Origin of the sequence: Microcoleus sp. B3-D7, assembly GCF_036705305.1 — a bacterium.
In the GTDB taxonomy this organism is placed as follows: Bacteria; Cyanobacteriota; Cyanobacteriia; order Cyanobacteriales; family Microcoleaceae; genus Microcoleus.
This window is the reverse complement of the sequence record NZ_JAUBUE010000013.1, coordinates 105,177-122,924: the sequence shown is the minus strand read 5'-3', so window position 1 is coordinate 122,924 and position 17,748 is coordinate 105,177. Positions and strand designations below refer to the sequence as shown.

Here is a 17,748-nt window from a genome sequence, read left to right as displayed (position 1 = left end):
GGAAACCAAAGACCGTGAACTTAAAAACAGTCATATCGCTGCTCAAACAAACTTTTACTGAATGGCAAGAAGATAAAGCGCCAACCTTAGCCGCCGCCCTAGCCTATTACACAGTCTTCTCCCTCGCCCCGTTGCTAATTATCGTAATTGCGATCGCCGGTTTAGTCTTTGGTGCAGACGCAGCCCAAGGTCAAATCGTCGCCCAACTCCAAAGTTTAATCGGCAAAGAAGGCGCCCAAACCGTCCAAGAACTCATCCTCAAAGCCTCCGAACCAAAGTCGGGAATGATTGCTACTTTAATCGGCATCGCTACACTTTTGTGGGGTGCTTCCAACGTGTTTACTAATCTTAAAGAAGCCCTCAATACTATTTGGAATGTTTCACCGCCTCCCGGACGAGGAATCTGGGGATTTCTGCAAGACCGCGTATTGTCTTTTGCAATGATTTTAGGCATAGGCTTTCTACTGCTAGTATCTTTAGTAATTAGTGCCATTTTAGCCGCCGTCAGCTATTGGTTGAACGGCTTGCTGCAATTACCAATCAACATTTGGCAGATTGTGGACTTTGCTATCTCCTTTGGCGTAGTTACGCTGCTTTTTGCCTTAATTTACAAACTTTTGCCCGATGTCCATCTTGCCTGGAATGATGTTTGGATCGGCGCCGCCATCACCTCAGTGCTGTTTACGATCGGCAAATCCATAATTGGAGTTTACCTCGGAGGTAGCGGTATCGCCTCTACCTACGGTGCTGCGGGTTCGTTCGTGATTATCCTGCTTTGGATTAATTATTCCGCTCAAATTCTCTTCTTAGGTGCCGAGTTTACCCAAGTTTGGACTAACCGATACGGTTCCAGAATGCCTGGTTCGCGAAACAATATCCTCAACAGCGAAAACGGTGAATCCTCCCCACGCAAACATCGGAAGAACTCTTAACATTATACAAACGGGAAATTTGAGGTTAAACTCGCACTCCGGGTTTGACACAATAAGCAAGAAGCCAGAGGGAAAAAGGCAGAAGGTGCAAGGCGGAACGAAAGAAAAATTTTGAAAGCAATAACTTTGCTTTTTTTTTCGCTTCCCCTGTAACATTCGGTCTTTGGGACGACCGACTTCTGCTTTCGAGAAAGCCCGAGTTATTTATTCAGAGGGGTAAAATTCTACCTTCTGCTGACCTCGCATCTCTAGCAGCAAGCTGAAAGCAGGCTCGAGTTATAGATAGCTAAAAGGTGCGAGTTTTACAGCGGCCAGAATACGGAAAATTCCATTTACCCTCGTTCATTTATATTTTGATTATCTAGAGTTTGAGCTGCTGCACGTCTCTGTCAGCAGAAGGAAGTCGTCTGTGAATTTTTTCCTGGAACTTATCCCTGAAGGATGATTTATCGATCCCCCAGTTTCACTTTAATACAAATTAGCTAGAAGATTCCAGTCCCGGCGCAGCAGCCAAAATTGCACTTTTAATCTTCTTAGAAAATATATTTATTTTTTGGTAAACAATCATGGTTTCATTAAATAAAAAAATCCTCGCTCTCATCTCAGTACAGGGTGATCCCTCTGTGGAAATTGGCAAAGAAGAAGCGGACGGGGAAAATGTTTACGTGCGTCAAGTAGGCGAAGCTCTGGCTACACAGGGGTGGCAAGTTGATATGTTCACCCGCTCATCCGATCGGCAACAAGCAAGGATTGTAGAGCACAGTCCCCATTGCCGGACAATTCGGCTAGTAGCCGGGCCACAAGAATTTATTCCCCGCGACGAACTATACGGATATTTACCAATCTTTGTTCAAGAAATTCAGAAGTTTCAGTTAGAATCAGGCTTTCAATATCCCTTAGTTCACACGAATTACTGGCTGTCTTCTTGGGTGGGAATGGAGTTGAAAAAATCGCAACCTCTGCAGCAAGTTCACACTTACCATTCTTTGGCAGCAGTTAAATACAAGTCGGTTTCGACAATTCCGATGATTGCCAAAACCAGGCTGCAAGTCGAAAAAACACTTTTGGAAACAGCCGATCGCGTAGTGGCTACCAGTCCCCAAGAAAAAGAACACATGAGGTCTCTGGTTTCCTTAAAAGGCAATATTGACATCATTCCCTGCGGTACCGACACTGAACGGTTCGGCTCGATCGCCCGATCTACCGCCCGCCGCCACTTGGGCATAGCCCCCGAAACCAAAGTCGTGTTGTACGTCGGCCGTTTTGACCCCCCCAAGGGCATCGAAACCTTAGTCCGCGCCGTCAGTCTTTCGGCAGTGCCCAAAGCCGATTTAAAACTCATTATTGGCGGCGGATGGCGTGCGGGGGAAAGCGACGGTAAAGAGCGCGATCGTATCGGCAGCATCGTTGAAGAACTCGGGCTGAGCGACATTACCAGTTTTCCCGGCGCCTTGAGCAGAGACATTCTCCCTGGCTACTACGCCGCCGCCGATGTGTGCGTCGTTCCCAGCCACTACGAACCCTTCGGTTTAGTCACCATTGAAGCGATGGCCTGCGGCACGCCCGTAATCGCCTCCGACGTAGGAGGGCTGAAATATACTGTAGTGCCGCAACAAACAGGTTTGCTCGCCCCGCCGAAAAATGAAGCAGCCTTTGCCGAGGCGATCGATCGCTTGTTACTTGACTCACTATGGCGCCAGCAACTCGGACACACAGCCCGCCAGCGCGTCGAAACCTATTTCCGTTGGGACCGTATCGCCTCCCAACTTAGTCAACTTTACACTCAACTGCTCGAACAATCGGCCCTTGAGCTTGACCCCGTGAGCGCTTAGTAGTATCACTTAGTATGGTTGAAGCCAGTTTCCATTGATCCCTGTTTCACTCATCCGTTATAGCTGGGAACCTTCAACTAGAAGTGATATCAGGAGGTACTCTTGTACGCATCAAAAGATCTGGGACGCCACCTGCTCCCTATGTCAGACATGGAGCTAATTCGCCTGTGGGTAAATCGCCAATCCCCCCGCAACCGGCACTTTAGCTGGCAGGCGGCTAACCATTTTCGAGTGTTTGTCGCAAAACCGCTGGCACAAGTTACTCTGACAGAGGTCGAGACTTTCGCCACAGCGATGAGAGCTCGGAAACTTCCACCACGTTTTTACAAGCAAACCTTGGTAGCGCTGAAATCGCTGTTCGCCTTCGGCCAGCAAACGAAAATTTTGCCCGCAACACTCCCCCTTCACCGGTGGCCTGTTCTGCGCCGGAACGGCTCCAAACGCCTTCGTTTTCAACTCTCTTGGGGTTTCTTAATCTGTTTGTGCTTTTTCTTAGGTCGAATGACGCCGAGGCTGCTGTGGGGACAAGCGGTCTCGGCAGAAAGCTCGCCCACCCCGAAACGCCTGCAGGAAGTTGTGGCCATCGATTCACCAGACAAAGGAGAGGATAACATCGAGCGCGATCGATCGCCCGAAGCTGCAACCCTGAATTCACCAGCTCCCAGACAGGATAGCAGACTCGATAGCATCGGGCCCGAACGTCGAGTCAAAGCCTTTCTCGACACCATAGCCGCCGCCGAAGGAACCGCTAGCCCCGACGGGTACCGCACCCAGTACACCGGCACGAAATTTGTCAGCTTTCAAGATCATCCCAGAGAAATGAGGTGCGGCCGTCGTTACCGCAAAAAACTCTGTTCCGATGCAGCGGGGCGATATCAGTTTCTCAGCACCACTTGGGACAGATTTGCCAAAAAATTTGGCGTCCGCGATTTCAGCCCAGAAAATCAAGATTTGATGGCTATAGAGTTAATCCGAGAAAAAGGTGCCTTAGAAGATATAGAAGCGGGTCGATTAGAGTCAGCAGTCAGAAAACTCGCTTACATCTGGCCCTCTTTTCGCCGTTATGGCGGTTCTGTGGAATCGTCTATGCCCACACTCGAAGCCATGTATCAGAAAAATTTGGGGATTGACCGCCCAGGATTGGTTGTTAGCAATTAGCGAACAGTCCCAGGACGAGTTTAGATTGGGGTTGGGCAATTTTGGATTAAATTTTAACATCCAAAATTGAAAATGAGGGAGTTATGGGTGATGTCTATTCTTCAGAAATTTAAAAATTAGGCTAATTTTCCATCTTCCATGTGAACGATGCGATCGGCAATATCCAAAATTCGGTTATCGTGGGTTACTAATAAAATAGTACAACCCTGTTCTTTGGCAAGTTGCTGCATCAAATTCACCACTTCGCGACCGGATTTGCTGTCCAGGGCCGCTGTTGGTTCGTCAGCTAGAACAATTTGTGGTTGACTGACCAAAGCGCGGGCGATCGCAATTCTTTGTTTCTGTCCTCCCGACAAATCATCTGGATAATAGTTAATCCGCTGTTCCAGTCCTACTAACTCTAGCATTTTTGCAGAGCGATCGCGCATTTGAGAACGCGACAAATTGCCGTGAACTTCCAAACCCATTTGCACGTTTTGCAGCGCCGTCAAACTGCGGTGTAAATTGTGCGCCTGAAAGATATAGCCAATTTTGCGCCGCGCCTTTACCAATTGGTCTGAACTCGCTTTGCACATCTCTTGACCGAGAATTTGGAGACTTCCCGATTGACCGGATCTCAGTCCGCCAATCAAAGTTAAAAGCGTAGTTTTTCCAGAACCGGAAGGTCCCGTCATCAGCACTATTTCACCTGCCTCAATGTCGAGATTAATGTCAAAAAGTACCTGTTTTCGCAGTTGACCTTGACCGAAGTAGTGGTCGAGGTGGTGCGCGGAAATTACAGGTGCAGGAATCTGTAATGCGTTGGTTGTTGGGTAGAGAGTAGTAGAATTCATATGTTATTGGTTTGAGGTTGGAGATTTAATTAAGAGACAAGGTTGCCTAAATCTTTGATTAAGAGGCAAACCGCAGATGAACGCAGATGGATTTCAAGATTGGGAAATTTTGCACTTCAAGTCTAATAAACCGCTTTTGTCGCCAACAAGGCAGAGTAAAAAGAAGAGAAAAATTACAAAAATATTTTTTTAGTCAGGGCTTTAGTCTTTCATACTCTCTAATTCATTTTCCCTTAAAACATATCTGCTGGATCGGCTGCTTGCAGTTTACGAGTGGCAATTGCTCCAGAAATAGTGCACATAATCACGTTCAAAACTAATACTATAAATGCTCTAAGCAGCGTCATATAAAGGGGTAAATTTGTAGCTTTGCGAGTTAAAGAGTAGAGTCCGAAAGAGACTCCTACTCCTGGCAAAAAACCGAGGACGGAAAGAATTAGAGCTTCTTCAAAAACGATGCCGAGTAAATAAACATTGCGGTAGCCCATTGCTTTGAAAGTAGCGTATTCTCCCATGTGGTCGCTGACATCGGTTGAGAGAACTTGATAAACAATAATCACCCCAACGACAAAACCCATCGCGACGCCTAAATTAAATACAAAGCCGATCGCAGTATTCTTAGCCCAGTAATTTTTCTCAAAATCGATAAATTCTTGTTTCGTTAGTACCTTGACATCATCTGGTAAGTATGCTTTCAAAACTTGTTGAACTTCCACGGGGTCAGCACCCGGTTGCAGTTGAATTAACCCGGCATTAACACTCGCGGCGTTTTGTCTCGCAAACAGGCGCAGGTAATTTTGATCGCTAGTCATCAAAATACCGTCGGCGGCAAAAGATGCCCCAACTGTGAATAAACCGCTGACGTTAATCGTACGCCGCTCGACCTCAGCTTTAACGGCTTTTCCTCGATCGATTTGCGCGATCGTTCCTTGGTAATCTCCCCTAGAAGCTCGATCGAACAACACGGTATCCGGCAATTTAATCGCGCTCAAATTTTGGTTAACTTCTGGAAGCGCAAACGCAGGGCGATCGGGATTGAAACCCACCACCATCAGCGACGTTTCGCGCCGAGTTTCGGGATTTTTCCAGTTACCAATTTTTACGTAAAGCGGCTCGGCTGATTTCACGCCCGGTACGTTCATTGCTTGATACAATCTGCGCCTGGGAAAGGAAGACAAATTAATCAAATTTCGCGCTTGGGGGTGAATCAAAACTAAGTCTGTTTGCAAGGCTTGATGCAGCCGCGTATTGCTGGTGTAAAGCGCATTTTGAAAGCCTAACTGCATGAAGATCAAAACGTCAGCAAAGGCAATTCCTGCTACTGCAACGGCCATTCGGCCTTTGTCGTGACTCAGTTGCAGCCATCCGAGGGAAGTTCTCCGTCTTAACTGTTGTAAGGGTTTTATGAGTCCAATCATAGGATTTTAGATTTTAGATTTTGGATTTTGAATTGAAGAAAGGGACCCTGCGGTTTAAGTCTTCTTAATCTTTAATTTCCCCGATCGCCACTTTGACTTGCAAATTGGTGAATCCCGCTACTTTCTGGCTGGAAGCTTCATCTAAGCGCACTTTTACTTCCACAATTCGACTATCAATATTCGCAGAAGGATCGGTGTTAACAATGTTTTGCCGCTGCACTTGCAAACCAATATGTTCGACAGTTCCCCGCAATTCGCCGATCAAAGCATCGCTAGTAATTTTGGCGGTTTGTCCGAGGCGTACTTTGTCCACATCGCTTTCGTAGATTTCCGCAACAGCCAGCATCTCGCGAGTTTGTCCGAGTTCGACAATGCCGTCGTTTCCTACCCTTTCCCCCGGATGCGTGTGAATTTTCAGGACTTGCGCGTCTCTGGGAGCACGGATGTAAGCTAGATCCAGATTGGCTTTGGCTTGTTTGGCTGCTGAAGCGGCGGAACTGACTTCGGCGGCAGCGGCTGCTATGTCAACGGGACGCACTTCGGCGATGCGATCGAGATTTGCCACGGCTTCATTAATCTGCTGTTGTCGAGATTCCTGAATTTGGCTGAGTTTGGCTTGGGCTTCGTTAATTTGCTGTTGGCGCGATAGTTGAATTTGATTTAATTTGGCTTGGGCTTCGTTAATCTGCTGTTGGCGCGATTGCTGAATTTGATTTAGTTTTGCCTTTCCTTCGTTGAGTTGCTGTTGAGTTGTTTCGGCGGCGAGGCTTTTGCTGTCGCTAGTTGAGGCGGAAATTGCTCCCTGTTCATAGAGTTGGGAGTACCGCCGATCCTCGCTTTGAGCGTTGCGGAGTTCGGCTTGTAGGCGGGCAATTGCGGCTTTTTGAGTTTGAATTTCCCCTTGCTGTTCGGCCGTGATGCGGGCAATTGTGGCTTGTTGCGCTGCTATTTCGGTGCTGCGATCGACTTCTAGGCGGCTGACGATCGCCTGTTGCGCTGCGATCTCGTTGCTGCGATCGGCGGATAAACGGCTAATAGTTGCTTTTTGGGCTTGGATTTCGCCGTTTTTAGCTCCGGCTTTCACTTTTGCTAGATTTGCTTCGGCGACGCGCACTTGTTCTTGAGCTTGGTCGAGGGCGGCTTGCAGGCGATCGCGACTGTCCAAAATTGCGATCGCCTGACCTGTTTTCACCCTGTCTCCTTCTTTTACCAAAAGTCGATCGATCCGGTTCCCTTCCGCCGCACCGGAGGCGGAGACTTTAATTACTTCTCCTCTGGGTTCGAGTCGTCCCAAGGCTGTAACTGTTGTTAATTGGGATGCTGTGACGGCTGCTGCTGCGGCTACTGCGTTGGGATCGGGTATGCGCGATCGCCAGATCGTGTAGCCTGTGGTTCCTCCTGCCGCCAGGGTTGCTAGTGCTGCCACAACTAGAAGTTGTTTAACTAGGGATGGATTTGAGGATAAGCTGTCTGCTGTTGGTTGGTGTACCATGACATACCTCTTTTAAAGAAATAAAACTAAACCGTTTAGTTCTGATATGTTTTAATACTAAACCGTTCAGTATAATAATGTCAAGATCCTAAATAAAAATTACAGAAGCAAGGTATGGCAAGGACAAAATCGCTCGAACCAGACGCAGCAGGAGGTGACAAAACCGAACGAATCCTGCAAGGTGCGATGCAAGAATTTTTAACCCACGGCTACGCGGGCACGAGTATGGACAAGGTAGCGAAGACGGGGGGAGTTTCCAAAGCCACGGTTTACAGCTATTTTGCAGATAAAGAAGGATTATTCGTGGCCTTGGTACAGCGGCTGGCGCGAGAAAAGGTCCATTTTACAGTTCTGGATGAAGAACCGGCCGTAGCGCTGCGATTCGTTGCCACAACTCTATTAGAGCAGGTGACGCAGGAACCTGAATTCCTCAATTTTGTGAGGTTAGTGATTGCGGAGTCGGGGCGTTTTCCCCAGCTAGCGCAGACTTTTGTGAAAAACTTAGCTAAACCGGGAATTGAACGGCTTACTCAATATTTCGCATCGCATCCAGAGTTAAAATTGCCCGATCCGGAGGCAACGGCGCGGATTTTTATTGGATCGCTGGTATATTTCCAGTTAACGCAGCATATGATGCACGGCAAAGATATTATTCCAATGGAGCGCGATCGACTGATCGACGGTCTGCTGCACTTGATTTTGTCGCCTCAGTCCAATTCCTAAGTGCGATCGACAGAATTTAGGAATTTTATTTGAGAACGATCGCAGCCATAATGAGCGAGATCCCTTTATGGCTGCGATCGCAGGTTTTAGTCAAGTGTTTTTCCTAACCTGTCCCTCAATTCCTCAGCCGATAACTGTGGCAGTTGTTCTACAAACAAGGTCAATTCTGTCACAGGCAAAGCCAATAAATTAGTAACGGCTGTAGGCAGAAGAGCGCCCAATTCAGGCGATCGGATTTGCAACGCACTTTCAGCTAACAATTTAACCGCTGCTTCGCGCCCTGTTTCATCGACGGTCAGCATCGATATTGCCAGCAACAGCACTGTAAATTCCGCCGCCTGCAACTTGGATATTGGAGATAGAAAAACAGTCATTTTTGGACTTAATTCTCCAAATCTAACTCGCAGAAAGTTTTCTAAGATTAAGCGCTGTTGTTCTTGTCTGCCTCGTTCTAGCCCTTGTTCTAGCCCTTGTTCTAGTCCCTGTTCTAGTCCTTGTTCTAGTCCCTGTTCTAGTCCTTCTTCTCTAGCTTGTTGCTGTGCTGCTTGTATTTGTTGTTGAAAAAGTGGTGCAATGGCCATAATTAACTCCCGCTCTTCTGGCTCTAATTCTTGTGGCGCATCGGTTACTAAATTTGACTGTAACCGATACAGCAATTCTAGCGCGATAATCCGCAACGGATCGTCTGTAGCTAAAGCGCTTAATTGGGAAATAGCCCTTTGCTGCACTCCCCCTTTGCCCAAAATCCTCAACCACAGAGTTTCTGGAGTTTCTGGCAACTGGTGAATCGCCACAATTGCAGTCCGCAAAGATTCCCCCAAAAAATAAATTCCCTGCATCCAATTCTCTGTGTCTGGTATCGCATTAAAGCTATCTACCAATGCTTTCGATGCTGTGGGCATCAAAATCCACAGTTTGGGTAACTGGGCGTCATCATAGCGAGTATTTTCTCTCCTAAATTTTCGCTCCAACTCACCTCGCACGTCCAATAACTTGCCCAGACAGCTACAAATTTCGCTGACGTTGGCAGGATTGCGAAACGGTTCAAAAATTGCAGTTGTGTTAGCCATTTTTCCCAACAATCCCAGGGTTTCTGAGTATTCGGGAATTGCGGTGCTGGGAGTGAAATAAACATCGATTTCTCTGACTTCTGAAGTCACATCGCGGCCGATATTAACCGTTCCGAGCGGCGACAGCAATTCCTCCAGGTATTCTTTGGCAAAGAGATCGTGAATAAATCGCGTCATAGGAATTATTTCAAAGACTAAATAGATTTTTTAGCCGTTTTCTCACCCATTCTACAGGATTTTCCTCCTCTTCTGCTGCCTCTACTAATTCCATTTCTCGCAATAATTTCTGTCTCTCGCTGAGTTCTTCTTTGTGTTTGACTATTTCTTTAATAATCTGTTCAGATAAATCCGGTCGTTCAGTTAAAACTTTCTGGAAACCTTCTTTATTGATGGCAAACAAAATTGTTTCTTCCAAAGCTCTTACCGAAGCTGTTCTGGGGATGCCCAACATCAAAGAAAGTTCTCCGAGAAACTGACCACTACCTAGGTTATTCAGATGTTTGTCAATAGCTTCTACAAAAACTTCTACTGAACCTGAAAGAATCATGTAAAAAGCATCTCCGGGGTCGTTTTCGTGAAACAAAAATTCTTGCGGTCGCAGCCGTTTGCGATATCCAACTTCAATCAACTGCCGCAATTCAAGATCGGTCAGATTTTCAAAGTATTCTACCTCTCGTAGCAAACAGCTAAGGGACGATGGCTTTTTCAGTTTCTCTGCAAAAATTGGCGGTTTCTGCTCATTTTCCGAGTAACTCTTGGGGAGATCAATTGCAGTTTCTTTTTTGTTGAACATTGACAACAGAACTTCGGGGTTTTGCAAATAAATTTCTCTGTCATTGAAGGGAAATTCGATTTTCTGGTGCCGGAAATTGTATTCAATTGCAAAATTCAAAGAACTTTTAATTATTTCTCTTTCAGTCGGCCTGTCCGTCCAAACTAAAAGTTCAAATTTAAAACTATCGTCACCAAACTCGACAAACAATACTTTCGGATTCGGTTCGTACAAAACTCCCGCTTCTGCGTAAGCAATATTTAACAGAGTTTCTGTCACTAACAGCGGGTTACTATTCTCCGCTACTTCTACGGGAACTCGGAGACAGAGTAGCGAGTTTTCGTAACTCCAGTTAACAATTTTGTTGCTAATCATTTTGCTGTTGGGAACTATGACGCTAGAGTCCTCAGTGGTTTGGATGATGGTCGATCGAATCGAGATTTTTTTGACGATTCCCATTAATCCTTCTAATTCCACAAAGTCTCCGACTTTCACCGGTCTGTCTAAAAGCAGCGTTAAGCCACTGACAAAATTAGTTGTTAAATCCTGGATTCCGAAGCCAATTCCGACTCCCAATCCCCCCGCAACTACTGCAAAAGAAGCGAGGTTGAAGCCGATGCTTTGGATGGCGACTATTACGCCCAAAGCTACTATTAAGTACCCAATAATTACTGCGATCGCTTCCCGATTTCCCTCGTCAATTCCCAGTCTGACAAGCAAGCTTTCCTTAAGAAAGTTGGTAAAAAATCTTGCGATCACAAGGATAGCCATAAACAAGACGAGTAGTTCCCCCAGTGACTGCAGGGATACAGAATTTTCACCTATTTTAAATAGGGTAGCTGTAAATATTTGCGAGATCTGTGTCAATACTTCTTCTGGTATTGTATTGAATTTAAATTCAGGTGATAAAGTTTTTTGTGTTGTCATTTTTTAAGGGAGTAGTTAAAAACAAAGTCTTTAGTACCAAATGTAAAAATAAAATACTGAACTCGTTATCATAAATTTTAACCTATTTTTAGGGTGAAAACAGTGAAGTCGTTACATAGATATGTGGTTCCTCATACTACGCAGTTCTCCCTCTTGCCAATTTTTAGGATACCTGGTCTTCGCAGGCCTGCGGTTAGTGTGCCACTTTTGCGCGCTCCAAGAGCAAACTCATCTATTATTAAAGCGATCGCTCTGCTAACTTTAGTCAACATTAACTCGATTCGAGTTTATCATACTCTCCACTAATTTTTTTTGAAGTCCCGTTATCAACTTAAGCAGGGATTATTGAATGACTCTTTAAGTGGACAAGTCAAATATCCAAGTATTACAATGACTTTAACTGGTGGGAGACATATTGCTATTACTCTGCTAGTTGCGTGCGTTTTGTGTATTTATAAGTGAAAATTTAACGGATATAGCTAAAATTGATAACGTTCCAAGAATACTTGGCATTCTACCGACATGGAGGACAAACTATAACTTAATCACATTTGTCAATCAGTAAAATTACTGAAAATACTTACTTGTTCAGGAGTGGAAAATTGGCGGTTTGGGGTTGGGTGGAAATAAATATGGCGCGAGACATGATTGCTCGATCGCCCAAATCTAAGTTCTCCACCCAAAAACAGAGTAAATGCTGAGCATAATTGCTGATTGACAAACGCTTCCCTAGCTTAGGTTGTCACCAAGGTTCTACCAATAGGATTGATTAGGAATAGAATTGATGAGCAATAGAACTGCTTGGCGATACATCCGAAGAATTAACGGAAATATTGTCGCAAGGGATACATTTATCGCCGATGGAAAAGCGAATGGTCGCCCTACTGAACGTTTTCTTCAGTACCCAAATAGGAAACAAGGAAAACCTTGCGATCGCGCCATTGGAAAGAAGTTTTAGAATAATAGCTGAAATGCACGAGCCAACATGAGCAAATTCCCACCAGAGAAAACCCAACCGCAACCGCAAGAGAACACAACAGCACAGGCATTGCGACAGGCTCACTTCGACGCTTTTTTTGCAGGTGCTAACGCCGGAATGCTGATTTTTGACCGCCAACTTCGGTACGTCCAAATTAACGAAGTTTTGGCCCAGATGAATGGCGTTTGTGTGGCAGACCATATTGGTAGGTCAGTGCGTGAGGTGCTGCCAGAATTGGCTCCGACTGTGGAACCAATGCTGCAAGGCATTCTGGATACGGGCAAGCCAATTCTCGACTATGAATTAGTGGGTGAAACGCCGAAAGAACCGGGCATCGTGCGCTACTGGCAAGCATCTTACTATCCTTTGTTGGATGAAAATGGCCTGGTTTTTGGTCTTGGTGGGATTGTAATTGAAATTAGCGATCGCAAGCGGGCCGAACAAAAGCAGGCAAGACTGACGGCAATTTTAGAAGCAACTTCCGACTTCGTAGGGATTGCGGATGCAACAGGGCATAACGTCTACCTCAACAAAGCCGGACAGAAAATGATGGGGGTACCTCCAGAGGAGGCACGATCTCCGTTTAGTGTAGATTTTGTATTAGCTCCCTCGGCAACGACAAAATTCCAAAATGAAGTCTTTCCAACCGCCTTAAGAGAGGGTAGCTGGGCTGGTGAAACCGTGTTTTTGTCACACGATGGGAAAGAAATTCCAGTTTCCCAAGTTTTAATCGTCCACAAAACGGAAACAGGCGAAGTCGAGTTTATTTCCACTATTGCACGGGACATTAGCGATCGCAAAAAAGCAGAGGAAGAACGGCAATTGCTCGCTACAACGATCGAGAACAGCCGTGACTTTATTGGCGTTGCCTCAATGGATGGTCGCCCGATGCTACTGAATCAGGCTGGTCTGGATTTGGTTGGACTCAGTAGTTTGGACGAAGCCAGAACCAAACACATTACCGACTTCTTCATGCCAGAAGATTTGGACTTTGTACAGCAGCGTGTTCTGCCTACTCTAATGCAAGAGGGGGGGTGGCGGAGTGATTACCGGTTCAGACATTTCGTGACAGGTCAACCCATTGCGGTAGACTACACCCTATTTCTGGTCAAACATCCAGAGACTAATGAACCAGTAGGGATTGCCACTATTACGCGGGATATTCGCGATCGCAAAACCGCAGAAGATGTCCTCAAACAAAGTGAAGAACGATTTCGTTCTTTGATCGAAGCCAGCGCTCAAATTATTTGGATCTGCAATGCCGACGGCGAAATGGCGATCGAGCAACCTACTTGGAGTGCATTTACAGGACAGACATTTGATGATTACAAGGGAAGGGGTGGGAGCAACGCTATCCATCCAGACGATCGCTCGTCTATTACTACTGCCTGGTTAACTGCTGTTGCCAATCGATCATTCTATGAATCTGAATTTCGTATGCGTCGCTATGACGGGGAATATCGCTACATGAGTTGTCGTGGTGTACCAATTCTAAACGCGGATGGTTCAATTCGGGAATGGATTGGGGCTAATACAGATATTACCGATCGCAAACAAGCTGAAGAAGCTCTGCGCGAACAGCAAGCTGTGTTGCGCGATCGCAACCTCTTGCTGAGCTCTATTTTGGAAAGTACGCCAGACATAATTGTTGTTAAAGACCGAGAAGGTCGATATGTTGCCCTTAATTCCTTTGTGGCAAAAACCTTTTACGGTAAACCCATTGAGGAAATCATTGGCAAAGATGATTCGGAACTGCTGCCCACTGCTGCCGCCTTTGCCATCATGGCAAAAGACCGCGAGATCATGGAAGCAGGCATTACTGAAACCTACGAAGAAGAGGTTTTCAATGGTACAGAGAACACTTCTTTTTTAACGACAAAAGCCCCTTGGCGGGACGCTCATGGCAATATTCTCGGCCTGATCGCCATAGCACGAAACATTGGCGATCGCAAACAAGCTGAAGCCCAGATGCGCGATCGTAATGCACTGCTAAACTCTATTTTGGAAAGTACACCAGACTTCATTGTCGTTAAAGATCGGGAAGGGCGTCATGTTGCCCTTAACTCCAATTTGGCAAACTTCATAGGCAAGCCAATTGAGGAAATCATCGGCAAAGATGATTTGGAATTACTGCCGCCTGAGAGTGCCCGTGCAATTATGGCGAAAGATCGTCAAGTCATGGCAACAGGCATCACTGAGACTTACGAGGAAGATGTCTCTGACGGTGAAAAAACCGCGACTTTTTTCACTACAAAAGCTCCTTGGCGGGATGGTAATGGCAATATTCTGGGTATCATCGCGACCACACGAGATATTAGCGATCGCAAAAAAGTCGAGCAAACGCTCCGTCAAACCCTAGAAATACTCGACTTAGCCAGCAATAGTATCATTATTCGGGATATGGATGACCGCATCACATACTGGAACCAAGGTGCAGAAAAGCTTTATGGTTGGACAAAAGCGGAAGTAGTAGGGCAGCACATTCACACATTCTTGGAAACCGTCTTCCCTAAACCGTTAGAAACCGTAATGGCAGAGTTTTTCCAGCAGGGAAGTTGGGAAGGAGAAGTGGAGCACACCACCCGTGACGGTCGGCATATTATTGTGGCAAGTCGCTGGACATTGCAGCGCGATGGGGAAGGCAAGCCTTGTACCCAACTCGAAATTAATAATGACATTAGCGATCGCAAACAAGTGGAAGATGCTATCAAACAAAGCGAAGAACGCTATCGTTCGCTAATAGTTGCCACATCCCAAATTGCCTGGACTGCGGATGCTGAAGGAAGATCCCCGGATCTACCGAGTTGGAGAGCTTACACCGGACAAACCGTAGACGAAGTGGTTGGTTTAGGCTGGTTAGATGCAATTCACCCGGACGATCGCGAACAAACGAATCAGGTCTGGATGGAAGCAGTGACAACGAGAAACCTGTATGACGTAGAATATCGAATCCGGGCAGCGGATGGAAACTATCGTTATTTTCAAGCTAGGGGAGTACCAATTCTCGATGAAGATGGCAACATCCGGGAGTGGGTTGGCACTTGTAGCGATATCCACGATCGCAAACAAGCCGAAGATGCTATCAAACAAAGCGAAGGACGCTATCGTTCGCTAATCGCTGCTACGTCCCAACTTGTCTGGACAGCGGATGCTGAAGGAAGATGCGTGGATCAACCGGCTTGGAGAGCTTACACCGGACAAACCGAAGCTGAGATGGCTGATGGTTTTGGCTGGTTAGATGCAATTCACCCGGACGATCGCGAACGAACGGCTCACGTGTGGATGGAAGCAGTGCAAACGAGAAGCCTGTATGACACAGAATATCGAATCCGGGGAGCGGATGGAAACTATCGTTATTTTCAACTTAGAGGGGTACCAATTCTGGATGAAGATGGCAGCATCCAGGAGTGGATTGGCACTTGTAGCGATATCCACGATCGCAAACAAGCGGAAGATGCTCTCAAACAAAGCGAAGAACGCTATCGATCGCTAATCCTTGCCACGTCCCAAATTGTCTGGACATCGGATTTTGAAGGAAAATGCCCGGATCTACCGAGTTGGAGAGCTTACACCGGACAAACCGTAGAGGAAGTGCTTGGTTTTGGCTGGTTAGATGCAATTCACCCAGACGATCGCGAACGAACGGCTCAGGCGTGGATGGAAGCAGCGCAAACAAAATGCCTGTATGACATAGAATATCGAATGCGTGCAGCAGATGGAAACTATCGCTATTTTCAAGTTAGAGCGGTACCAATTCAGAATGAAGATAGCAGCATTCGGGAGTGGGTTGGCACTTGCACCGATATCCACGATCGCAAACAAGCCGAAGATGCGATCAAACAAAGCGAAGAACGCTATCGTTCCCTAATCCTTGCCATCTCCCAAATTGTCTGGACAACTGATGCTGAAGGAAGATGCCAGGATTCACCGAGTATGAGATCTTACACCGGACAAACGGAAGCTGAGGGGGTTGGTTTTGGCTGGTTAGATACAATCCACCCGGACGATCGTGAACGAACAGTTCAGGTGTGGATGGAAGCAGTGCAAACCAGAAGCATGTTTGAGATGGAATATCGAATGCGCGGAACGGATGGAAACTATCGTTATTTCCAAGCTAGAGGGGTGCCACTTCTGGATGAAGATGGCAGCCTCCGGGAGTGGGTTGGCACTTGTATCGATATCCACGATCGCAAACAAGCAGAAATCTTACAGGCAAAAGCCAGGGAAGCCGCAGAAGCAGCTAGTCGGGCCAAAAGTGAATTCCTTGCTAACATGAGCCACGAGTTGCGGACTCCGCTTAATGGCATCATGGGGTACGCGCAGATTCTTCAGCGTTCCAAAGTCTTGAATGAAGAAGAGCGATCGCGCATTGATGTCATTTATCAGTGCGGTTCCCATTTACTGACCTTAATCAATGATATTCTCGATTTGTCTAAGATTGAAGCACAGAAAGTGGAACTAATGCCCACCGATTTTCATTTCCCGGCGTTCCTGCAAGGTGTCGCAGAAATGTGTCGTATCCGAGCTGAAATTAAGGGAATTCACTTTCATTTTCCTTCAAGCCCCGAACTGCCGATCGGTATTCGTGCGGATGAAAAACGCTTGCGACAAGTGTTAATTAATCTTTTAAGCAACGCTATTAAATTTACGGATGAGGGCAGTGTCACTTTTATCGTCAGTTTTGCAACAGAAGGAAAAATTCGCTTTGAAATACGCGATACAGGTACCGGCATTGCACAGGATCAACTCCAAGCTATCTTTCAGCCCTTCGAGCAGGTAGGCGATCGCAGGCGGCAGACGGAAGGTACGGGATTGGGACTGGCAATTAGCAAAAGGATTGTAGAACTAATGGGCAGTACCATTCAGGTTCAAAGTGAGATGAATGTTGGCAGTATTTTCTGGTTTGATGTCCATCTATCTCAAGCCGATGAATGGGTAAAAACATCTCAAATCGACCATCGCGGGCAGATTATCGGCATCAAAGACCGCCAACCTAAGATTGTGGTTATTGATGACAAATGGGCTAACCGTTCGGTAATTAGCAATTTACTCAGTCCGATCGGCTTTGAGGTGTTTGAAGCGAACGATGGGCAGGAAGGCTGGGAAAAAATTATAGAGGTGCAGCCCGATTTAATTGTTACCGACTTATTAATGCCCGAACTAGATGGCTTCGAGGTAATTAAGCGGGTTCGAGAATCGGAAAATTTCAAAGACATCATCATTATTGTGTCTTCTGCCAGCGTATTTGAAACCGATCAATACAGAAGTTTAGAAGCAGGAGGCAACACCTTTATTCCCAAACCTATTCAGGCAACGGAACTCCTGCAAAAATTACAACAGTATCTTGATTTAGAATGGATTTATGAAGCTAATGAAGAGCCACAGGCGAGATCCTCAGACACCGATGAGCTAATTGCCCCGCCTGCTACACAAATGGAAATGTTATACGAACTGGCTATGAAAGGAAATTTCCTAGAAATAGTTAAGCAGGCGCTATTACTTGAAGAAATAGCTCCCCAATATATTCCATTTGCTAAAAGATTGCATCAGATGGCAAAGGACTTTCAAGACGAAGAGATTTTGACGTTTATTCAGTCCTACAAGTAAGGTTT

General features: G+C 46.2%; 10 protein-coding genes. 5 read left to right on the top strand and 5 right to left on the bottom strand.

The features are described 5' to 3' along the window. Positions 1-14 precede the first annotated feature (14 nt). The 3 genes from QUB25_RS12310 to QUB25_RS12300 all read left to right on the top strand — a co-directional run bounded on the left by QUB25_RS12310 (position 15) and on the right by QUB25_RS12300 (position 3,922). Positions 15-932 carry a YihY/virulence factor BrkB family protein gene (locus QUB25_RS12310; RefSeq protein ID WP_333040534.1) on the top strand — a complete coding sequence of 306 codons (918 nt, stop codon included), beginning with the start codon at positions 15-17 and terminating at the stop codon, positions 930-932. 566 nt (positions 933-1,498) lie between these two features. Then, positions 1,499-2,764 carry a glycosyltransferase gene (locus QUB25_RS12305; RefSeq protein WP_333183533.1) on the top strand — a complete coding sequence of 422 codons (1,266 nt, stop codon included), beginning with the start codon at positions 1,499-1,501 and terminating at the stop codon, positions 2,762-2,764. Between the two features lie 141 nt (positions 2,765-2,905). Further along, positions 2,906-3,922: a glycoside hydrolase family 104 protein gene (locus tag QUB25_RS12300; RefSeq protein ID WP_333183531.1), complete on the top strand. Its 1,017-nt coding sequence runs from the start codon at positions 2,906-2,908 to the stop codon at positions 3,920-3,922. 116 nt (positions 3,923-4,038) lie between these two features. On the opposite strand, the gene QUB25_RS12295 is transcribed toward QUB25_RS12300, so the two are convergent. From QUB25_RS12295 to QUB25_RS12285, 3 genes are all read right to left on the bottom strand, one after another. Then, the gene (locus tag QUB25_RS12295) at positions 4,039-4,755 is read right to left on the bottom strand and encodes a DevA family ABC transporter ATP-binding protein (RefSeq protein ID WP_333183529.1); all 717 of its coding nucleotides are present in this window, start codon (positions 4,753-4,755) and stop codon (positions 4,039-4,041) included. A 233-nt stretch (positions 4,756-4,988) separates the two neighbouring features. After that, positions 4,989-6,173, bottom strand: a complete 1,185-nt coding sequence (gene devC / locus QUB25_RS12290; protein WP_333183526.1) for an ABC transporter permease DevC — start codon at positions 6,171-6,173, stop codon at positions 4,989-4,991. Positions 6,174-6,237: 64 nt separating this feature from the next. After that, positions 6,238-7,665, bottom strand: a complete 1,428-nt coding sequence (locus tag QUB25_RS12285) for an HlyD family efflux transporter periplasmic adaptor subunit (RefSeq protein WP_333183524.1) — start codon at positions 7,663-7,665, stop codon at positions 6,238-6,240. A 114-nt stretch (positions 7,666-7,779) separates the two neighbouring features. On the opposite strand from QUB25_RS12285, the gene QUB25_RS12280 reads away from it, so the two are divergent. Then, positions 7,780-8,388, top strand: coding sequence for a TetR/AcrR family transcriptional regulator (locus QUB25_RS12280; protein WP_333183522.1), 609 nt, complete (start codon positions 7,780-7,782; stop codon positions 8,386-8,388). Positions 8,389-8,474: 86 nt separating this feature from the next. Here the strand turns inward: QUB25_RS12280 and QUB25_RS12275 are convergent, their stop codons facing one another. Together QUB25_RS12275 and QUB25_RS12270 are read right to left on the bottom strand one after the other, a co-directional pair. Next, positions 8,475-9,635, bottom strand: coding sequence for a flagellar assembly protein H (locus QUB25_RS12275; protein ID WP_333183520.1), 1,161 nt, complete (start codon positions 9,633-9,635; stop codon positions 8,475-8,477). A gap of 10 nt (positions 9,636-9,645) precedes the next feature. Further along, complete coding sequence (locus QUB25_RS12270; RefSeq protein ID WP_333059645.1) at positions 9,646-11,001, bottom strand: mechanosensitive ion channel domain-containing protein; 1,356 nt, start codon at positions 10,999-11,001, stop codon at positions 9,646-9,648. A 1,141-nt stretch (positions 11,002-12,142) separates the two neighbouring features. Here QUB25_RS12270 and QUB25_RS12265 point away from each other — a divergent pair. After that, the gene (locus QUB25_RS12265) at positions 12,143-17,743 is read left to right on the top strand and encodes a PAS domain S-box protein (RefSeq protein ID WP_333183518.1); all 5,601 of its coding nucleotides are present in this window, start codon (positions 12,143-12,145) and stop codon (positions 17,741-17,743) included. The last annotated feature ends 5 nt before the right edge of the window (positions 17,744-17,748 follow it).

Excerpts from the sequence above, each read along its gene's own strand:
- QUB25_RS12270 (WP_333059645.1), bottom strand. The coding sequence starts at position 11,001 with ATGGCTATCCTTGTGATCGCAAGATTTTTTACCAACTTTCTTAAGGAA.
- devC (WP_333183526.1), bottom strand. The coding sequence starts at position 6,173 with ATGATTGGACTCATAAAACCCTTACAACAGTTAAGACGGAGAACTTCC.
- QUB25_RS12280 (WP_333183522.1), top strand. The coding sequence starts at position 7,780 with ATGGCAAGGACAAAATCGCTCGAACCAGACGCAGCAGGAGGTGACAAA.
- QUB25_RS12305 (WP_333183533.1), top strand. The coding sequence starts at position 1,499 with ATGGTTTCATTAAATAAAAAAATCCTCGCTCTCATCTCAGTACAGGGT.
- QUB25_RS12275 (WP_333183520.1), bottom strand. The coding sequence starts at position 9,635 with ATGACGCGATTTATTCACGATCTCTTTGCCAAAGAATACCTGGAGGAA.
- QUB25_RS12300 (WP_333183531.1), top strand. The coding sequence starts at position 2,906 with ATGTCAGACATGGAGCTAATTCGCCTGTGGGTAAATCGCCAATCCCCC.
- QUB25_RS12285 (WP_333183524.1), bottom strand. The coding sequence starts at position 7,665 with ATGGTACACCAACCAACAGCAGACAGCTTATCCTCAAATCCATCCCTA.
- QUB25_RS12265 (WP_333183518.1), top strand. The coding sequence starts at position 12,143 with ATGAGCAAATTCCCACCAGAGAAAACCCAACCGCAACCGCAAGAGAAC.
- QUB25_RS12295 (WP_333183529.1), bottom strand. The coding sequence starts at position 4,755 with ATGAATTCTACTACTCTCTACCCAACAACCAACGCATTACAGATTCCT.